Here is a 16,903-nt window from a genome sequence, read left to right as displayed (position 1 = left end):
CGCATGCGTCAATCCGGCTTCAACGTTGTTGCCAACGGCATTCGGCAGCACGTCTTGCGCTATGGGCATAGCGGGCAGCCGCTGGTGATCGTTCCGGGCATCACCAGCCCGGCGATCACCTGGGAATTCGTGGCGGAGGCGCTGGCGCAGAACTTCGACACCTATGTCGTTGATGTGCGCGGGCGCGGACTGTCCTCGACGGGGCCGGAACTCGACTACGGCGTCGATGCGATGGCCGACGATCTCGTTGCTTTGCTGGACACGTTGAACCTGGACAATACCGTCGTCCTCGGCCACTCGATGGGCGCGCGCATCGCGGCACGTGCGGCGAGCAAGCAGCCGGCCCGCATGGCGCATCTTGTCCTTGTCGATCCGCCGGTCTCGGGGCCGGGGCGTCGCGCCTATCCATCGAAGCTGCCATGGTACACCGACTCGATCGCGCAAGCGACGACCGGTATGGATGCCGAAGCCATGCGTGCGTTCTGTCCGACCTGGACCGATGAGCAGCTCGCGCTGCGCGCCGAATGGCTGCACACCTGCTTCGCGCCGGCAATCGTGAAGGCGTTCAACGACTTTCACGAGACCTCGTTTCACGACGACGTGCCTGGCCTCAAACTGCCTGCTGCACTGATGGTTGCGGGGAAGGGGGGCGTGATCCAGTCCGAAGACATCGCTGAGCTGTCGTCGCTCAATAACAAGCTCCAGATCGTTCACGTGCCAGATGCCGGCCACATGATCCCGTGGGATGACTTCCAGGGTTTCATCAGCGCTGTCGACAGCATCCTTGGGACTTCCCTTCGAAAGACATTGTCATGACGTTCAAGACATTCCGCATCGGCCAGATCGTTCCCAGCTCCAACATCACGATGGAGACGGAAATTCCTGCGATGCTGACCGCGCGCCAGCTCATCCGTCCCGAGCGCTTCACCTTCCATTCGGCACGCATGCGCATGAAGCACGTGACCAAGGAAGAACTCGCCGCCATGGACGGCCAGTCCGATCGCTGCGCGCTCGAACTGTCCGATGCCCGCGTCGACGTGCTCGGTTATGCCTGCCTGGTCGCCATCATGTCGATGGGCCATGGCTATCACCGCGAAAGCCAGGCGCGGCTGCAGAAGGTGACGGCGGAAAACGGTGCGCCTGCGCCGGTGGTCACCAGTGCCGGTGCACTGGTGGAAGCGCTGGGCGTGATCGGTGCCAAGCGCATCGCCGTGGTGGCGCCTTACATGAAGCCGCTCACGAAGATGGTGATCGACTATATCGAAGCCGAGGGCATCACTGTGGTGACGCATCGTGCGCTCGAAATTTCCGACAATCTGAAGGTCGCAGCGCATGACCCGGCAAAATTGCCGGGCATCGTGGCGGAGCTCGATACATCGAATGTCGATGCCATCGTGCTGTCCGCCTGCGTGCAGATGCCGTCGCTGGCCAGTGTCGCCAAGGTCGAGGCCATGACCGGCAAGCCGACACTGACGGCTGCGGTCGCCACCACCTATCAGATGCTGAAGGCGCTCGATCTGGAACCGGTCGTGCCCGGTGCCGGTTGCCTTCTCTCTGGCGCCTATTGAGGCCATCATGACCGTGTCCGCGTCGCAGAACTACGAAGGTGTCTGGGGCAATCGCATCGGCTTCGGCAAGCGTCCCGCTGTCATCGTCGTCGATTTCATGAAGGCCTATACCACGCCGGGCGCGCCACTCTTCGCGCCGGGCGTTGTCGAGGCCGTCGCTCAGACGCCGACGCTTCTGAACGCGGCGCGTCGCAATGGCGTGCCGGTGATCCACACCAACATCCTGTATTTCGCGAAAGATGCCGCAGATGGCGGGATCTGGGTCAAGAAATCGCCTGTCATGGCTGCGATGGTGGGCGGCAATCCGCTCGCCGAGTTCTGCGACGGCGTTGCACCCGAGGCAGGTGAACTCGTCATCACCAAGCAATATGCGAGCGCGTTTTTCGGCACCAGTCTTGCACCGACACTGCACGCGCAGGGTATCGACACCGTTGTACTCGCCGGTTGTTCGACCAGCGGATGCATCCGGGCCACCGCGGTGGATGCCGTTCAATACGGTTTCCGCACCATCGTGGTGCGGGACTGTGTCGGGGATCGCCACAGCGAACCGCATGAGGCAAATCTGTTCGACATCGACGCGAAATATGGCGACGTCATCGGTCTGTCAGAGACTGTGACGCGTCTCACCGAAGCCGCCGCCAACTAACATCAATCTCCGGGTCCTCGAGCCCCATCAAGTGAGGAAAGAGAATGGATCAGTTCAGCTTCACGGAAATCTGCCTGCAGCAGCTCAAGATGTCAGGTGTTCACGAGGGTGAGAAACTCATCGTCCTGACCCAGGGCAATGATCGCCTGGACTATGCCGATGCCTTCATGGCGGCAGGCCAGCGCCTCGGCGCCAAGATGTATCACATGCGTTTGCCATCGGTGCCGCCGATCGGCGCCTGGGCCGTCGGCCAGACCGGACTCGCGGCGATGCCGGAAGCCGTCGAGGCGCTCAAGGCCGCCGACATGCTGATCGACTGCATCTTCCTGCTGTTCAGCCCTGAGCAGATGGCGATCCAGGCGTCCGGCACGCGCATCCTCACCGCCGTGGAGCCGCCGGAATTGCTGGCGCGCATGATGCCGACCAAGGAACTGCGCGAGCGCGTCGAGATCGGCGCGGAGCTGCTCGAAAAGGCGAAGGTGATGCGCATCACCTCGCCATTTGGCACCGACGTGACCTACAAGCTCAACACCTATCCGACCATTGCGGAATATGCCTGCACCGACAAGCCGGGGCGCTGGGATCACTGGCCGTCGGGCTTCGTCTTCACCGGTGGTGACGATGACGGTGTCGATGGCACATTCGTGGTGGGACCGGGCGACATCCTGCTGCCGCAGAACATCTATGTGCGCGAGCCGATCACCTACACGATCGAAAAGGGATGGGTCACCGATATCCGCGGCGGACTCGAGGCGGAACTGGTGAAGTCCTACATGTCTGCCTTCAACGATCCGCGCGGCATGGGCATGAGCCATGTCGGCTGGGGTCTCAATCAGAATGCCAAGTGGCATGCGATGGTGCCGGGTGAATTCCCCGGTGGCATGGGCATGGAGCCGCGCTCGTTCTACGGCAATGTGATGTTCTCGACCGGCCCGAACAACGAACTCGGCGGCCCCAACGACACCGCCTGCCATCTCGACATTCCGCTGCGTGGTTGCTCGCTCTTCCTGGATGACGAGCCGATCGTGCTCAACGGCGATATCGCCGTGAAAGAAATGCAGGTCGCTCGCTGACCTGATCCGTAGACCCGCACGCCAGATGTCATCTGGCATGCGGGTCAGGGCGGCCGAAACCGCTGCAATCGTCTGAACCAACCGACCTGCGGGGAGAAATCCGCCCGCCGGAACAATCTCTGATTGCCTGAAGGGTACTCAGTTATTTTACATAGAGGTATCTATCGTGTCCCAACCATTGATTACGATCGAAGAGGGCATCCGCCAGGCGGGTGTCGGATTCTTTCAGCGTAAGTTGTTCGTCATCTTCAGCCTCGTCTGGGCTGCGGATGCGATGCAGGTGCTGGCTATTGGCTTCAGTGCGCCATCGATTGCAAAGAGTTTTGGCATCACCGTTCCGCAGGCCCTGCAGACCGGCACGCTGTTCTTTGTCGGCATGCTGATCGGCGCTTTCGTGTTTGGTCGCCTGGCCGATCGTTACGGGCGTCGCCCCATTCTTCTCAGCGCCGTTCTGATCGATGCGATCTTCGGTGTCGCTTCGGCTTTCTCTCCGAGCTTCGAATGGCTGCTGCTGGCGCGGCTGCTGACCGGCATCGGTGTCGGCGGCACGTTGCCGGTGGACTATGCCATGATGGCCGAGTTTCTGCCATCGGACCGTCGTGGGCGTTGGCTGGTCTGGCTGGAGTCGCTGTGGGCCGTCGGCACCGTGGCGCTGGCGATACTTGCGCTGTTTGCGGGAACGCAGGGCGGCGATGCATGGCGCACGATTTTCTTCGTCACCGGGGTCCCCGCGCTGATCGGCGTGCTGGTCCGCTTCTATGTGCCGGAGTCTCCGCTCTATCTCAATCGAACCGGAAAATCGGATCAGGCACGGCAAGTCCTGCAGCGCATGGCGCGCGAAAACGGCACCAATGTCGAAATTGGTCCGATCAAGCCCGAGGAGCAGAAGCAGCAGTCGGTGTTTGCATTGTTCTCGCCGCAGCTTCGGCGTCGTTCGATCCTGCTGCTGGTGGCATGGTTCGCGATCTCGATCTCGTATTACGGCGTGTTCGTCTATCTACCCGTGCAACTGTCGGCGCAAGGTTTCGGCTTCATGCGCGGACAGTATTTCCTCATCCTGATTGCGCTGGTGCAGATCCCAGGTTACGCGCTTGCTGCCTATGGTGTTGAGCATTGGGGCCGCAAGCCGACCTTGATCGGCTTCATTCTGCTCAGCGCTGTTGGAAGCCTGGCCTATGGCCTTGGCACGTCGAGCGTCGTTGTGGTCGGTGTCACGCTGCTGATGAGCTTCGCGCTACTGGGCACGTGGGCCGGCGTCTATGCTTTCACGCCGGAAGTCTATCCGACGCGTCTGCGTGGCAGTGGTATGGGTGCTGCGGGTGCCGTGGCGCGTGCCGGCGGTCTGCTTGCACCGTCGGTGGTGGCACCGATCATGGCGACGAATTTTACGCTCGCACTGGTCACGATCGCAGGCCTGCTCGCCGCTGCCGCTTTCTGTGTCAGCCTTATGGACGTCGAAACCATGGGACGTCCGCTGGAATAAATCCGGTCTGGCAGGTCGTTGCCGACAGGCAACGGCCTGCATCTCATATCCTGTGACAAGCGGGCAGGGTGGCCTATCCACATCGACGGGACAGCGATGTTTGCGATGTGCGGCCGATCAGCTTTTGCGTTTCTTGCTTTTCTTGACGATCTTATCGGAGCTCTTTTTTGCTGGTGTGTCGCGGCAGATGCCGCCAGTGATGAATGCGACCGTCTCCGCCATCAGCCTGGCTTCGTCCTTGGGATCGTAGGCGTCGGGCACCATGTCCTCCATCCGGTTGGTATCCGACAGCGCATAAAGATAGGTGCCGATCATCAGCGTGGTCCGCCATTGCACATCGTAACGCGACAGATGCGGAAGCGCCTTGTGCAGCGCTCCGATATAGAGTTGCGTCGACTCGTCATAGGCCTTCTTGCGCAATTCATAGGACAGGTTTGGCGGTTCGGTGTGCAGGCGGGCATGCAGTCGCAGAAAGGCCGGACCTTGCGCCGTTCCGCGCAGATCCAGCACCGGCTGCAGGAAGGCCTCGACGATGGCGACGACATCGTCGGCCTTGCCCTGAGCCTGCAGCTTCTCGAGGCTTGCGATCCGCGCATCCGCGATCGGCTGAGCGCGCCGCAAAAATGTCTCGCTGAACAGCTCGAATTTGGAGCCGAAGTAGTACGTGATGAGCGCCTGCGTCACGCCAGCAAGTTCAGAAATGCTGCGCAGGGTCGTTCCTGCATAGCCTTCATTTGCAAACACGACTTCGGCCGCATCCATGATGCCGGTCCGCATCGTACCGTTCCCGCCTTCGGGGCGGCCGGGACGCTTGGTGGGGGACTCCGCGGACGACACGCCGCGGCGGCCGGACACGCGGTTCATGGCGTCGCTGTCGCTCCTCGGCCGTGGTCGCATTTCGAGCATCCCCGCGCTTAGAATTGATGCAAATCGCAGCATCGGAATGGCAATGACGATGGCGGCGAGCCCGCACATCCTCATCCTGATGCCATTTCCTGCGTTCTCTCAAGCTGGCACGGGGATTGCTAACAAAATTATATAACTGGCCAGCAAAATAATTATATGGCTGACCAAATAAAGCCCAGCTCAGGCCAACGCAAAGGAGTTCGAATGTCCGTCGCGACCTTGTCGGCCCAGAAGCCGATCACTGCAGATGATGGTTGTCAGGATCCGGTCCTGCTCAACGACTGGCATGTCGTCGGCTATTCCACCGATTTCGTCGCCGACAAGATCCAGCCGGTTCGCCTGCTCGAGCGCGACCTGATCGGCTGGCGCTCGGCCGATGGCCAGATCCACGTCTGGGAGGATCTCTGCATCCATCGCGGCGCGCGGCTCTCAAAGGGCTGGATCAAGAACGATCGCGTGGTCTGCCCGTATCACGGCTGGGAATATGACGGCACCGGGCGCTGTACATTGATGCCGGCCGCCCCCGACGAGACGCCCATGAAGAAGGCGCGGGCCTTTCCCTATCCGGCGGTCGAGCGTTACGGCTTCGTCTGGGTGTGCCTTGGCGAGCCGGCCAATGACATCCCGGTCTTCCCGCAGTGGGATGACCCGAGCTTCATGAAGGTCCATAGCGGACCCTATAAATATGCCGCCAATGGCTTTCGCTCGATCGAGAATTTCATCGATGCGAGCCACTTCCCCTTCGTCCATGCCGGCCTGAATGGCGTGATGGACAATCCCGACAAGCTCGATCCCTATGATGTGTTCGAGGATGAGATCGGACTGCGGTCGTCGGAAGTGAAGGTGTTTCAACCGCATGGCGATGCGCGTGGCGTGCCGCTGATGGCGTTCTACACCTATCACACGTTCCGTCCGCTTGTGGCTTACTTCTCCAAGCGCACACAGGACGCCGACAAATCCGGCAATATCATCTCGGAAAAGTCTGATCTGTTCGCGACGTTTTTCGTCTGTCAGCCGGTCGATGAGAAGACGACCATCGCGCGTGTTTGCGCGGCGATGAATGTCAATCCGCACCCAGATCCGAAAACGGTCCGTGATCGTGCCGATGTGGTGTTCAATCAAGATCGCGAAATCGTCGAGACCCAGCGTCCGGAGCGTATTCCGACCCAGCTGCGCTACGAATTGCATCACCGCACCGACCTGATGGGCCAGCGCTACCGGACCTGGCTGCGCGCCAAGGGTATCACCTATGGCGTCATCTGAACTGGGCCTGAAGCTGCGGCTGGTCGAGGTGCGCTACGGTGCGCCGGGGATCAATCTCTACCGGCTCGCCGCATGCGACGGGCAGCCGCTGCCGGCCATCGAGCCTGGCGCGCATATCGATCTTGAAGTGGCGCCCGGATTCCTGCGGCAATATTCGCTGCTGTGGCCGCAGCCGCGTCTGGACAGTTACGAAATCGCGGTGCAGGAGGCGACCGAGGGGAGGGGCGGCTCGAGCGCCTGGCATCGGCACTCGGTGACGGGTGAGATCTATCCGGGCTCGGAGCCGCGCAATCTGTTCGCGCTCAATGCAGCGACGGCGACGACATCCTATTTGCTGGCCGGCGGCATCGGCATCACGCCGATCATTTCGATGTATCGCAAACTGGTCGCGGAAGGGCGGCCCGTTCAGCTGCATTACTGGACGCGCAGTGCCGAGGCGGCGCTGTTTCACGACGAGCTTGCGGCGATCAGCGATGGCAGCGTGCGGCTGCATCACACCAGCGGGCCGGCGCCGCGCCTGGCCGACGTTCTCGCGGATATTCCGAACGATGCGCCGCTCTATTGTTGCGGGCCGACGCGCATGATCGATGCCTTCGATGATCTGACCGCGCAGCGTCCGCTCCATCTCGTGCATCGCGAGCGCTTTGCAGCGGCTCCGGTCGAGGCCGGACCTGCTGGCAGCTTCTCCATTCATCTCGCGCGCTCGGGTCGCACACTCGAGGTCGGCGTTGACGAGACCGTGCTCAGCGCCTGTCTCGCTGCTGGAATCGACCTCGATTATTCCTGCGAAGAAGGCATCTGCGGTGCCTGCGAGGTCCGCGTGCTGTCGGGCAGCGTCGACCATCGCGATCAGGTGATTGCACCCGCCGCGCGCGCAACATCGACCGTCATGATGGCCTGCTGTTCGCGCGGGCTGACCACACTTGATCTCGATATCTGAGCCACATGCAGTCCCACAAAGGAAACGTGATGCAAAAGGATTTCCATGTAGCCATCATCGGTGGCGGAATCGGCGGCGTGGCTTTGGCCCGCAGCCTGGATCGGCTCGGCATCGACTATCATGTGTTCGAGCGCTCCGCCGTCTTCGGCGAAGTCGGTGCCGGCGTGCAGATGACGCCCAATGCCGTTAAGGTTCTGGAGGCGCTCGCTCTTGCGCCCGATCTCGCGGCTGCGGGCTTTCTGCCGGAAGCCATGATGGGCTGGAATTGGCAGAGCGGCGAGGAACTGTTCCGCACGCCGCTGCGCGAGGTCTGCCCGCGCGTGTTCGGCGCCGAGTTTTATCACGTCCACCGCGCCGATCTGCACGCGATGCTGGCAAAGGATATCGCGCCGGAACGCGTTACATTTGGCGCCACTTGCACAGGGTTGCAGCAGAAGGCCGGGCGCACGGTCGTCACCTTTGAGGATGGCAGCGAATACACCGCTGATCTGGTCGTCGGCGCTGATGGCGTTCGCTCGCCCATTCGCGCGGCTCTGTGGGGCCAGGAGCCGGCGAGCTATACCGGCCATATGTGCTGGCGCGCGCTGGTGCCGGTCGAGAAATTCCCGCTGCCTTTTGTGACCCCGACATCCTCATTCTGGATGGGGCCGAAGGGTCATGTGGTGACCTATTACGTCAAGGGCGGCGACATGGTGAACATCGTCGCGGTCAACGAGAACCACGGCTGGGTCGAGGAATCCTGGACCATCAAGAGCAGCCAGCAGGAATTGCTCGACGGTTTTGCCGGCTGGCATGACAACCTGATCAAGCTGTTCGAGCTCACCAATCCCGACCAGATCTACAAATGGGGCTTGTTCGATCGCGATCCGATGCAGCGCTGGTCGCTAGGCAATGTCACGTTGCTCGGCGATGCCGCGCATCCAATGCTGCCATTCCTGTCGCAGGGCGCCGCGATGGCCGTCGAGGATGGTTATGTGCTGGCCCAGGCGCTGAGCCATTTTGGACCGGCTGCGCTCGACGCGGCACTCGATGCGTATGAAGCCGAGCGTCGCCCGCGCACCACACGCGTGCAGCTCGAGGCGCGCGAACGCGGCCGCACCTATCATCTGTCGTCGCCCGAGGAACTGCGCGCGCGCGATCTCGCCTTCAAACGCGAGCAGGCGGAGAACCCCAACGCGGTCGGGATCAAGGCCGAGTGGGTCTACCAATATGATGCCCGCACCTGCCGGGAGCGCTTCGACCAGCGTCCGGTTCTGAGCGCGGCATCCTGAAGGCACGCAAACTGCATAGCGTGCGTCAGATCGAGGTGAGTGCAGGCCGCGCGGTCCACCGCGGCGCCGCTCCAACATTTGATTCCAAGAAAATGCCAGCGTTTGAAATTTTACTGTTCACAGGAGAAGGGAAGTCATGACTAAACAAGTGCGTTTGCGACACGTCTTATTGTCCGGCCTGGCCACGCTCGCCATTGGCGCGTCGTTCTCGGCCCACGCTCAGGAGCCCATCAAGATCGGTGAGATCAATAGCTACAAGTCCCAGCCTGTTTTCACCGACGGCTACAAAAAGGGCATGATGCTGGCGATTGATCAGATCAATGCCGCCGGCGGCGTCGCCGGGCGCAAGCTCGAGCTGATTACCCGCGATGACAATGCCAATCCCGGCGAAGCCATCCGCCAGGCCGAAGACCTGGTCACGCGCGAGAAGGTCGATATCCTCGCCGGCGCCTTCTACGCCCATATCGGTACCGCGCTTACCGACTATGCCAAGCAGAAGAAGCGCTTCATGCTGATCACCGAGGCGCTCAGCGACAACATCGTCTGGAGCGTCGGCAACAAATACACGTTCCGCCTGGACTCCTCGACCTACATGCTGGTCGCCTCGCTGGTCGATGAGGCTGTGAAGCTGAAGAAGAAGCGCTGGGCGCTGGTCTATCCGAACTATGAATTCGGGACCTCGGCCGCATCCGTCTTCAAGAAGCTGATGAAGGAGAAGCAGCCTGACGTGGAATTCGTCGCCGAGCAGGCGCCGCCCTTCAACAAGATCGACGCCGGCAGCGTGATCCAGGCGCTGGCCGACGCCAAGCCCGACGGTGTCTTCAACGCGCTGTTCGGCTCCGACCTTGCGCAGTTCGTCCGTGAAGGCAACACGCGAGGCTTCCTTGGCGAGCAGATGCCGGTGTTCAGCATCATCACCGGCCAGCCCGAATATCTCGAGCCGTTGCGCGACGAGATCCCGAAAAACTGGCTGGTGACCGGTTATCCCTGGTACAGCATCAAGACGCCGGCGCATCAGGCGTTCCTCACCGAATACCAGAAGAAGTACGGCAAGGAGAATCTGCGTTTCGGTTCGATCATCGGCTATTCGACGATCAAGGCGATTGCAGCCGGCGTCGCGGCGTCGGGTGGCAAGACTGACAGCGATTCGATGGTCAAGGCGTTCGAAGGTCTGGATTTCGATACGCCCGATGGCAAGATGAGCTTCCGCAAAATCGATCACCAGGCCACCTGGGGTCTGTATGTCGGCAAGCTCGCCGTCGAGGACGGCAAAGGCGTGATGGTCAACTATCACTACGCGCCGGGCGACAAGCTGCTGCCCTCGGATGACGAAGTGCGCAAGCTGCGTCCCGCCACTGACTGACCTGATACCGGGCGTCCTCTCGCGAGGGCGCCCGGACGTTCTTGAGCGCAACACGCGCCTCATTTTGTCCCGAGCGAGATTGCCATGGATATTTCTGCCTTCTTGGCCCAACTGCTAAACGGCCTGGCCGGTGCCTCGGCGCTGTTCCTGGTCGCAGTCGGCCTGTCGCTGATTTTCGGCGTCACCCGTATCGTCAATTTTGCCCATGGCTCGTTCTTCATGTTGGGCATGTATGTGGCTTATTCGCTGATGGAGCGGATCGGCGTCGGTCCATGGCGATCGATCGGATTCTGGGCTGCGATTGTGTTGGCGGCGCTGGCGGTGGGGCTGCTTGGCGCGCTGGTGGAAATTTTGCTGCTGCGCCGGATCTACAAAGCACCAGAGTTGTTTCAGCTGCTGGCAACATTCGCGCTGGTCCTCGTTTTCAACGATGCTGCGCTGTGGATCTGGGGGCCGGAGGATCTGCTCGGTCGTCGTGCGCCGGGACTGGAGGGCGCTGTCCAGCTGTTTGGCCGTGCCTATCCGAGCTATAATCTGTTTCTGATCGTGATCGGCCCCGCGGTTTTCGGGCTGCTGTGGATGCTGCTCACCAAGACGCGCTGGGGCATCATGGTGCGCGCGGCAACGCATGATCGCGAAATGCTGGGCGCGCTCGGCGTCAATCAGGCTTGGCTGTTCACGGGCGTGTTCGCACTCGGCTGCATGCTGGCCGGGCTTGGCGGCGCAATTCAGCTGCCGCGCCAGCCGGCCAGCCTCGGTGTCGATATCTCGACCATCGGCGACGCCTTCGTGGTCGTTGTCGTGGGTGGCATGGGCTCGATTCCGGGTGCTTTTCTGGCTGCGTTGCTGATCGCCGAGGTGAAGGCGATCTGTATCGGCATCGGCACGGTTCATCTTGCCGGCATCGAGATTTCCTTTTCGAAGCTGACGCTGGTGGTCGAATTCCTGATCATGGCCGTCGTCCTGGTGGTGCGACCATGGGGACTGATGGGACGACCGCAGGCCGCCAGTCGCAATTCGGCGCCCGTCGAAGCGCCGCTGCGGCCGGGCTCCGCCCAGTTTCGTATGATGGTCGTCGCCGGATTCCTGATCATGGCCGTGTTGCCTTTGCTCGGTCAGTGGCTGCCTTATGCAGCCGTGCTCGGTCAGGATGTCCTGATCGCCGTGTTGTTTGCGGTCAGCCTGCATTTCATGATGGGGCCGGGCGGCATGCACTCCTTCGGGCATTCTGCCTATTACGGCCTCGGCGCCTATGGTGCGGCTGTGCTGGTCAAGATGCTACTTATGCCCATGCCGCTCGCCCTGATGATCGCACCTCTGGTGGCCGGCGTCGGTGCACTGTTGTTCGGCTGGTTCTGTGTGCGGCTGTCCGGCGTCTATCTCGCGATGCTGACGCTCGCCTTCTCGCAGATCGTGTGGTCGATCGTGTTCCAGTGGGACGCAGTCACCGGCGGCTCCAATGGCATGGTGGGTGTGTGGCCGGCGGAGTGGCTGACCGGCGCAAATTACTACTATCTCACTCTCGTACTGGTCGGAATCTCGGCCTACGCGCTGCGTCGCTTCGTATTTGCGCCATTCGGATACGCGCTCAGGGCAGGGCGCGACTCGTCGCTGCGCGCCGAGGCGATCGGCATCGATGTGAAGCTGATCCAATGGATGGCTTTCGTGATTGCCGGTGTGTTCGGCGGGTTGGCCGGTACGCTCTACATCTTCTCGAAAGGCAGCGTGTCGCCGGATGTGATCTCAGTCAGCAAATCCATCGATGGACTGGTCATGGTTCTGCTGGGCGGCATTCAGACGCTGACCGGGCCGGTGATCGGCGCGAGCGTGTTTGGTGTCTTGCAGGATTGGGTGATGCGCTCGACAGAATATTGGAGGGCTCTGTTCGGCGGCATCATTCTGTTCCTGGTGCTCGCTTTCCCGGAAGGTCTGTCCGGTATTTCGCGCCAGATCGAAGCGCTGTGGCAGCAATATCGCCCGGCCCCTGGCATCATCGGGAAGGAGAAGCTGACATGAGCGGCGCGCTGCTGGAAGTCCGTGATCTCTACAAGGCGTTCGACGGCGTGCGCGCCGTGGACGGCATCACCTTCGATCTTCATCCCGGTGAATTCCTCGCCCTGATCGGCCCCAACGGTGCAGGCAAATCGACCACGTTCAACATGGTCAACGGTCAGCTGCGCGCCTCCGGCGGGTCGGTGCGTTTTGCCGGGCAGGAGCTGACGCGCATGCAGCCGCGCTCCATCTGGCGCCTCGGCGTCGGGCGCACCTTCCAGATCGCAGCGACATTCGCCTCCTTCACGGTGATCGAAAATGTTCAGATGGCGGTGATGTCGCATCATCGGCAGCTGTTCTCGCTCTGGCGTCCTGCGGCGAGCCGCTATCGCGGCGAGGCGCTTGCGCTGCTCGAACGTGTCGGCATGGATACACAGGCTGATCGGCCCTGCAGCGAGCTTGCTTACGGCGACGTCAAGCGCGTCGAACTGGCGATGGCGCTGGCCAATGATCCAAAGCTGTTGCTGATGGATGAGCCAACAGCCGGCATGGCGCCGCGCGAGCGGAACGAACTGATGGCCTTGACAAAGCGGTTAGTGGTGGAGCGCGGCATGGCCGTGCTGTTCACCGAGCACAGCATGGACGTCGTTTTCGCCCATGCCGACCGGATCATCGTGCTGGCCCGCGGCAAGCTGATCGCTGAAGGCGATGCAGATGCGATCCGCAATCACGCCAAGGTCAAGGAAGTCTATTTCGGCAATGGCCTGACCTTCGAACATCCGCCGGAAGTGGCCGTCGCTGCCGCAAGGATCCCCGCATGACGACATCTGCAAGTCCGACCCTGCTCGAAGTCTCCGGGCTCAACGCCTGGTATGGCGCAGCTCACATCCTGTTCGACGTCGCGCTCAACGTGCGGCGCGGCGAAGTCATCTCGCTGATGGGGCGGAACGGTGCCGGCAAATCCACCACGCTGAAATCCATCATGGGCTTGCTGTCGCGCTGCAAGGGACAGATCAGTTTCCTGGGGCAGGATATCGGCGGCAAGGCGCCGTTTCAGGTCGCGCGGATGGGACTCGGTTTCGTGCCGGAGGATCGCAGGGTGTTTGCCGACCTGACGGTGACCGAGAATCTCGAAACCGGCAAGCAGGCGCCGCGTCACTGGCCGGACGGAACGCCGGCATTGAACTGGACGCCGGACGCACTCTACGAACTGTTTCCAAATCTCGGCCAGATGCAGAATCGCCGTGGCGGCCAGATGAGTGGTGGCGAGCAGCAGATGCTGACGGTCGCACGCACGCTGATGGGCAATCCGCTGCTGGTGCTTCTCGACGAGCCCTCCGAGGGCGTGGCGCCGGTGATCGTCGAGCAGATGGCGCATATGATCCTGGCGCTGAAGGCGCGGGGGGCGAGCATCCTGCTGTCCGAGCAGAACTTCCATTTCGCGCGTCTGGTGTCCGACCGCGCTTATGTCCTGGAAAAAGGCCAGATCATGTATGAGGGGTCCATGCAGGATCTGGCGCGTAACGAAGATATCCAGCGTGCCTATCTCAGTGTCTAGCTAGTCAATGACCTGACGATTTTTCGGCGTCGATTCCTTGCGCTGGCGTCGTCGGCGTCACTCACCTGGCCTGTTATTGTGCAGGTTGCCATGATACTCGCCTGACGTTGACCAGATGGCCAGATACGAATCTTGCGCGCCATCGCGTTTGGGATTGATCTGATCGTATTCCGCGGCAATCTGATGTCCGTAACAGGCCTCGAAAAACCGCAGGAAGATCGATCGCAGGGTTATGGCCTTTGTCGGCGTCATTGTGTGCTCCAGCCGAAGCGGCGCGTAATGCGCGATCAAAAACGGGAGCAAGCAACGTGCCAATCGGTCGTCTGCCATTGAAATGGATCCATCGGTGCCATCCTCTTGCGGGACGCGTTTGACTGCGCAGTGCCCGTTTGCAGCCAAGGGCGGCAATTGATGGAAAGGCCAACGCGGTATTGCCTCGGGGGACGCGTCACTGACGATAAAACTTGAACGCGGGCGTTAATTCCTACAAATAGCATGGAGATTGGCTATTAAGGTCGCCGATTTTGGGTGTTTCCTACGACTTAGAATAACAAGGCGAACGCCACCTCATGATGGACGTCCTCAATCTCGCGCTGCCTTATTTCGGGTTGATCTTCATCGGTTTCGCCTGTGGTAAGGTGAAGAGCTTGCCCGAGGCGGGCCTCGCCTGGATGAACTTCTTTCTCCTCTATGTATCGCTGCCGGCGCTGTTCTTTCGCATCATGGCGAAGACGCCGTTCGAGGAACTCAACAATCTGCCTTTCGTGATCGGCACGACGCTGGCCACAGCGACGGCGTTCTTCCTCTCGGTCGGCACCGGCAAGTTTCTTGGTCGCTTGACCATGCGCGAGGCAGGAATGGCGGGCCTTGCGGGTGGCTATGGCAATATCGGCTATATGGGACCGGGCCTGGCGCTGGCCGTGCTCGGGCCATCGGCGGCGGTGCCGACGGCGCTGGTATTCTGCTTCGATAGTATCTTTCTGTTCTCGATTGCGCCGCTGATGATGGCGCTGACGGCGCCGGAGAAACGGCCGCTGCTGCCGACCATCGGCATCGTCATCAAGCACATCGTGCTGCATCCGTTGATCGTCGCTGCCTATCTCGGCGCGGCCGTGGCAGCATTTCACATCCAGATGCCGGTGGCTGCGGATGGAATGCTGCTGTTCCTGCAAAATTCCGCTGCCCCTGTCGCGCTGTTCGCACTCGGCGTCACGGTCGCATTACGGCCGCTGGGGCGGGTACCATGGGAAATTCCAGGCCTGATCGTGATCAAGCTGCTGCTGCATCCGCTGATCGTGTTCGGCCTGATGCTGGCGCTCGGGCCGTTTCCGCCGGTCTGGGCCGCCACTGCCGTGCTGCTTGCATCGCTGCCGCCGGCACTCAATGTGTTCGTGATCGCGCGGCAATATGACAGCTGGATCGAGCCGGCCTCGGTCGCCGTGCTGCTCGGCACATTCGTGTCCGTGCTGACGCTGACGTCAGTGATGTATTTCCTGAAGTCAGGCCAGATCGCGTTTCCTTAAGACGCGCTCTAGCGCCAGCTCGGCGACAATCCCTCGCGCATGGCGAGCCTGCGTAACGGCCCGATGGCGCCCATGGCGTGCATGCCGGCGGCGCGGATCAGCTGGACCGGCAGCAGGTCATTGAGCAGCGAGCGATTGGCCATGTCGATGGCGAAGGTGCGCGAGGTGATGTCGGTGCGGCGCTTGCGGGCATAGCGCGCGATCACATCGGGCGCGCCAATATCTTCGCCGGCAACCTCTGCGTCGCGCACCATCTCGGCGAGATCGGATGCATCGCGCAGACCGAGATTGAGGCCCTGTGCGCCGATCGGCGGCACCACATGGGCGGCATCGCCGACCAGCACGATGCGGTTCCTTGCGAGGTCACGCGGGGCGCCGATGCCGAGCGGGAAGCGATGGCGGCCGGGCTCGACGGTGAGTCGACCGAGAATGGAATGCGACTGCTTTTCGACGGCGAGGGACAGCGCGTCGTCACTGAGCGCCATCAGGCGGTCGGCGTCACTGGGCTTGTTGATCCAGACGATGCTGGAGCGATCGCCCGGCAGTGGCACGAACACGCAGGGGCCGTGTGGCGTATGGAATTCAGTCGAGACGTGTCGATGCGGCCTCGTGTGGCCGACATTGAAGGTGATCGCCACCTGATCGAGTTGGCGGCGGTTCGCGGTGATGCCGGCGGCGTCACGACAAATGGACTGGCGGCCATCGGCGCCGACGGCAAGACGGGCCAGGACGGTTTGGCCCTGGGCTGTCATGATGGCGACCTGCGCATCGCCGGGATGCACGGAGACGGCGTCGTCTTCGATGCGGGTGAGATTTGTCAGCTCGGCGGCGCGCGCTTCCATCGCGGCGACGAGTTCGCGGTTCTCGATATTGTAGCCGAAGGTGTCGAGCCCGATTTCTTCCGAGACGAATTTCACTTCGGGCGCGCGGATGAGGCGGTTGGTGTCGTCAACGAGGCGCATCGTCGTGAGCGCTGCAGCCTTGTCGGCGCAGCGCTGCCAGACGCCGAGTCCGTTCAGGAAATCCACGGAGCCGCCGAGCAAAGCAGTGGTGCGATTATCCGCATAGGGCGCGCGGCGAGCGAGCAATGCGGTGCGGGCGCCGGTCTCGGCAACAGCAATCGCGGCGGCGAGGCCTGCCGGGCCACCGCCGACAATGGCGACGTCAAAAGGGGAAACGAATGTCTCGGTCATGCCGGGACAATCGACCTTTGCGATGGTATTTTCAAGCCATGACGCATCGCGAAAACGTTCCATCGGCCCCTGGCGGCTGAACGCCGCGCGCCGCAACATGACAATCGTCAAGGAATCCTGTTAG

At 61.6% G+C, this 16,903-nt stretch carries 17 protein-coding genes; 14 read left to right on the top strand and 3 right to left on the bottom strand.

The window, feature by feature from the left end:
* Nucleotides 1-3 precede the first annotated feature (3 nt).
* From AC1RQ5_RS17720 to AC1RQ5_RS17700, 5 genes are all read left to right on the top strand, one after another.
* On the top strand, nucleotides 4-816 hold the full coding sequence (locus tag AC1RQ5_RS17720; RefSeq protein ID WP_493203464.1) for an alpha/beta fold hydrolase: 813 nt from the start codon (nucleotides 4-6) through the stop codon (nucleotides 814-816).
* The gene (locus AC1RQ5_RS17715; RefSeq protein ID WP_493200665.1) at nucleotides 813-1,568 is read left to right on the top strand and encodes a maleate cis-trans isomerase family protein; all 756 of its coding nucleotides are present in this window, start codon (nucleotides 813-815) and stop codon (nucleotides 1,566-1,568) included. The genes AC1RQ5_RS17720 and AC1RQ5_RS17715 overlap by 4 nt, the downstream gene beginning before the upstream one ends.
* A 7-nt stretch (nucleotides 1,569-1,575) precedes the next feature.
* Nucleotides 1,576-2,214, top strand: a complete 639-nt coding sequence (locus AC1RQ5_RS17710; RefSeq protein WP_398478336.1) for an N-carbamoylsarcosine amidohydrolase — start codon at nucleotides 1,576-1,578, stop codon at nucleotides 2,212-2,214.
* A gap of 44 nt (nucleotides 2,215-2,258) precedes the next feature.
* Nucleotides 2,259-3,287 carry a 2,5-dihydroxypyridine 5,6-dioxygenase NicX family protein gene (locus AC1RQ5_RS17705; protein WP_398478338.1) on the top strand — a complete coding sequence of 343 codons (1,029 nt, stop codon included), beginning with the start codon at nucleotides 2,259-2,261 and terminating at the stop codon, nucleotides 3,285-3,287.
* A 166-nt stretch (nucleotides 3,288-3,453) separates the two neighbouring features.
* On the top strand, nucleotides 3,454-4,770 hold the full coding sequence (locus AC1RQ5_RS17700) for an MFS transporter (protein ID WP_493200662.1): 1,317 nt from the start codon (nucleotides 3,454-3,456) through the stop codon (nucleotides 4,768-4,770).
* Between the two features lie 117 nt (nucleotides 4,771-4,887).
* Here AC1RQ5_RS17700 and AC1RQ5_RS17695 read toward each other — a convergent pair whose 3' ends face one another.
* Nucleotides 4,888-5,634, bottom strand: a complete 747-nt coding sequence (locus tag AC1RQ5_RS17695) for a TetR/AcrR family transcriptional regulator (RefSeq protein WP_493200660.1) — start codon at nucleotides 5,632-5,634, stop codon at nucleotides 4,888-4,890.
* On the opposite strand from AC1RQ5_RS17695, the gene AC1RQ5_RS17690 reads away from it, so the two are divergent.
* The 8 genes from AC1RQ5_RS17690 to AC1RQ5_RS17655 all read left to right on the top strand — a co-directional run bounded on the left by AC1RQ5_RS17690 (nucleotide 5,633) and on the right by AC1RQ5_RS17655 (nucleotide 14,063).
* Complete coding sequence (locus AC1RQ5_RS17690) at nucleotides 5,633-5,812, top strand: hypothetical protein (protein ID WP_493200658.1); 180 nt, start codon at nucleotides 5,633-5,635, stop codon at nucleotides 5,810-5,812. The two genes, AC1RQ5_RS17695 and AC1RQ5_RS17690, sit on opposite strands and share 2 nt — an antisense overlap.
* Before the next feature lie 68 nt (nucleotides 5,813-5,880).
* Nucleotides 5,881-6,939 (top strand): Rieske 2Fe-2S domain-containing protein, encoded by a 1,059-nt coding sequence (locus AC1RQ5_RS17685; protein ID WP_493200656.1) that lies wholly within the window; start codon nucleotides 5,881-5,883, stop codon nucleotides 6,937-6,939.
* A complete protein-coding gene (locus tag AC1RQ5_RS17680; RefSeq protein ID WP_493200655.1) occupies nucleotides 6,926-7,879 on the top strand; it encodes a PDR/VanB family oxidoreductase in 954 nt (317 codons plus the stop codon). The genes AC1RQ5_RS17685 and AC1RQ5_RS17680 overlap by 14 nt, the downstream gene beginning before the upstream one ends.
* Nucleotides 7,880-7,908: 29 nt before the next feature.
* Entirely contained in the window at nucleotides 7,909-9,150 is a 1,242-nt protein-coding gene (locus tag AC1RQ5_RS17675) for an FAD-dependent monooxygenase (RefSeq protein WP_493200653.1), read from the top strand.
* A gap of 136 nt (nucleotides 9,151-9,286) precedes the next feature.
* Nucleotides 9,287-10,513, top strand: coding sequence for an ABC transporter substrate-binding protein (locus AC1RQ5_RS17670; protein WP_493200652.1), 1,227 nt, complete (start codon nucleotides 9,287-9,289; stop codon nucleotides 10,511-10,513).
* Nucleotides 10,514-10,603: 90 nt separating this feature from the next.
* A complete protein-coding gene (locus AC1RQ5_RS17665) occupies nucleotides 10,604-12,529 on the top strand; it encodes an ABC transporter permease (protein ID WP_493203462.1) in 1,926 nt (641 codons plus the stop codon).
* Complete coding sequence (locus AC1RQ5_RS17660; protein ID WP_493200650.1) at nucleotides 12,526-13,326, top strand: ABC transporter ATP-binding protein; 801 nt, start codon at nucleotides 12,526-12,528, stop codon at nucleotides 13,324-13,326. The genes AC1RQ5_RS17665 and AC1RQ5_RS17660 overlap by 4 nt, the downstream gene beginning before the upstream one ends.
* Nucleotides 13,323-14,063, top strand: coding sequence for an ABC transporter ATP-binding protein (locus AC1RQ5_RS17655; RefSeq protein WP_398482062.1), 741 nt, complete (start codon nucleotides 13,323-13,325; stop codon nucleotides 14,061-14,063). The genes AC1RQ5_RS17660 and AC1RQ5_RS17655 overlap by 4 nt, the downstream gene beginning before the upstream one ends.
* Before the next feature lie 57 nt (nucleotides 14,064-14,120).
* Here AC1RQ5_RS17655 and AC1RQ5_RS17650 read toward each other — a convergent pair whose 3' ends face one another.
* The gene (locus AC1RQ5_RS17650) at nucleotides 14,121-14,393 is read right to left on the bottom strand and encodes a hypothetical protein (protein WP_398482064.1); all 273 of its coding nucleotides are present in this window, start codon (nucleotides 14,391-14,393) and stop codon (nucleotides 14,121-14,123) included.
* Nucleotides 14,394-14,632: 239 nt separating this feature from the next.
* Between AC1RQ5_RS17650 and AC1RQ5_RS17645 the strand changes: the two genes are divergently transcribed.
* The gene (locus AC1RQ5_RS17645) at nucleotides 14,633-15,586 is read left to right on the top strand and encodes an AEC family transporter (protein ID WP_493200648.1); all 954 of its coding nucleotides are present in this window, start codon (nucleotides 14,633-14,635) and stop codon (nucleotides 15,584-15,586) included.
* A gap of 8 nt (nucleotides 15,587-15,594) precedes the next feature.
* Here AC1RQ5_RS17645 and AC1RQ5_RS17640 read toward each other — a convergent pair whose 3' ends face one another.
* A complete protein-coding gene (locus tag AC1RQ5_RS17640; protein WP_493203460.1) occupies nucleotides 15,595-16,779 on the bottom strand; it encodes a UbiH/UbiF family hydroxylase in 1,185 nt (394 codons plus the stop codon).
* Nucleotides 16,780-16,903 lie beyond the last annotated feature (124 nt).

Source organism: Tardiphaga sp. GW821-FHT12E02 (genome assembly GCF_058807155.1).
The sequence above is the reverse complement of the archived record's forward strand: the minus strand, read 5'-3'. Positions and strand labels throughout refer to the sequence as shown.

Coding starts and splice junctions, on each gene's coding strand:
- AC1RQ5_RS17720 (WP_493203464.1), top strand. CDS start 4: ATGCGTCAATCCGGCTTCAACGTTGTTGCCAACGGCATTCGGCAGCAC.
- AC1RQ5_RS17715 (WP_493200665.1), top strand. CDS start 813: ATGACGTTCAAGACATTCCGCATCGGCCAGATCGTTCCCAGCTCCAAC.
- AC1RQ5_RS17710 (WP_398478336.1), top strand. CDS start 1,576: ATGACCGTGTCCGCGTCGCAGAACTACGAAGGTGTCTGGGGCAATCGC.
- AC1RQ5_RS17705 (WP_398478338.1), top strand. CDS start 2,259: ATGGATCAGTTCAGCTTCACGGAAATCTGCCTGCAGCAGCTCAAGATG.
- AC1RQ5_RS17690 (WP_493200658.1), top strand. CDS start 5,633: ATGGCGTCGCTGTCGCTCCTCGGCCGTGGTCGCATTTCGAGCATCCCC.
- AC1RQ5_RS17695 (WP_493200660.1), bottom strand. CDS start 5,634: ATGAACCGCGTGTCCGGCCGCCGCGGCGTGTCGTCCGCGGAGTCCCCC.
- AC1RQ5_RS17685 (WP_493200656.1), top strand. CDS start 5,881: ATGTCCGTCGCGACCTTGTCGGCCCAGAAGCCGATCACTGCAGATGAT.
- AC1RQ5_RS17680 (WP_493200655.1), top strand. CDS start 6,926: ATGGCGTCATCTGAACTGGGCCTGAAGCTGCGGCTGGTCGAGGTGCGC.
- AC1RQ5_RS17675 (WP_493200653.1), top strand. CDS start 7,909: ATGCAAAAGGATTTCCATGTAGCCATCATCGGTGGCGGAATCGGCGGC.
- AC1RQ5_RS17670 (WP_493200652.1), top strand. CDS start 9,287: ATGACTAAACAAGTGCGTTTGCGACACGTCTTATTGTCCGGCCTGGCC.
- AC1RQ5_RS17660 (WP_493200650.1), top strand. CDS start 12,526: ATGAGCGGCGCGCTGCTGGAAGTCCGTGATCTCTACAAGGCGTTCGAC.
- AC1RQ5_RS17655 (WP_398482062.1), top strand. CDS start 13,323: ATGACGACATCTGCAAGTCCGACCCTGCTCGAAGTCTCCGGGCTCAAC.
- AC1RQ5_RS17650 (WP_398482064.1), bottom strand. CDS start 14,393: ATGGCAGACGACCGATTGGCACGTTGCTTGCTCCCGTTTTTGATCGCG.
- AC1RQ5_RS17645 (WP_493200648.1), top strand. CDS start 14,633: ATGATGGACGTCCTCAATCTCGCGCTGCCTTATTTCGGGTTGATCTTC.
- AC1RQ5_RS17640 (WP_493203460.1), bottom strand. CDS start 16,779: ATGACCGAGACATTCGTTTCCCCTTTTGACGTCGCCATTGTCGGCGGT.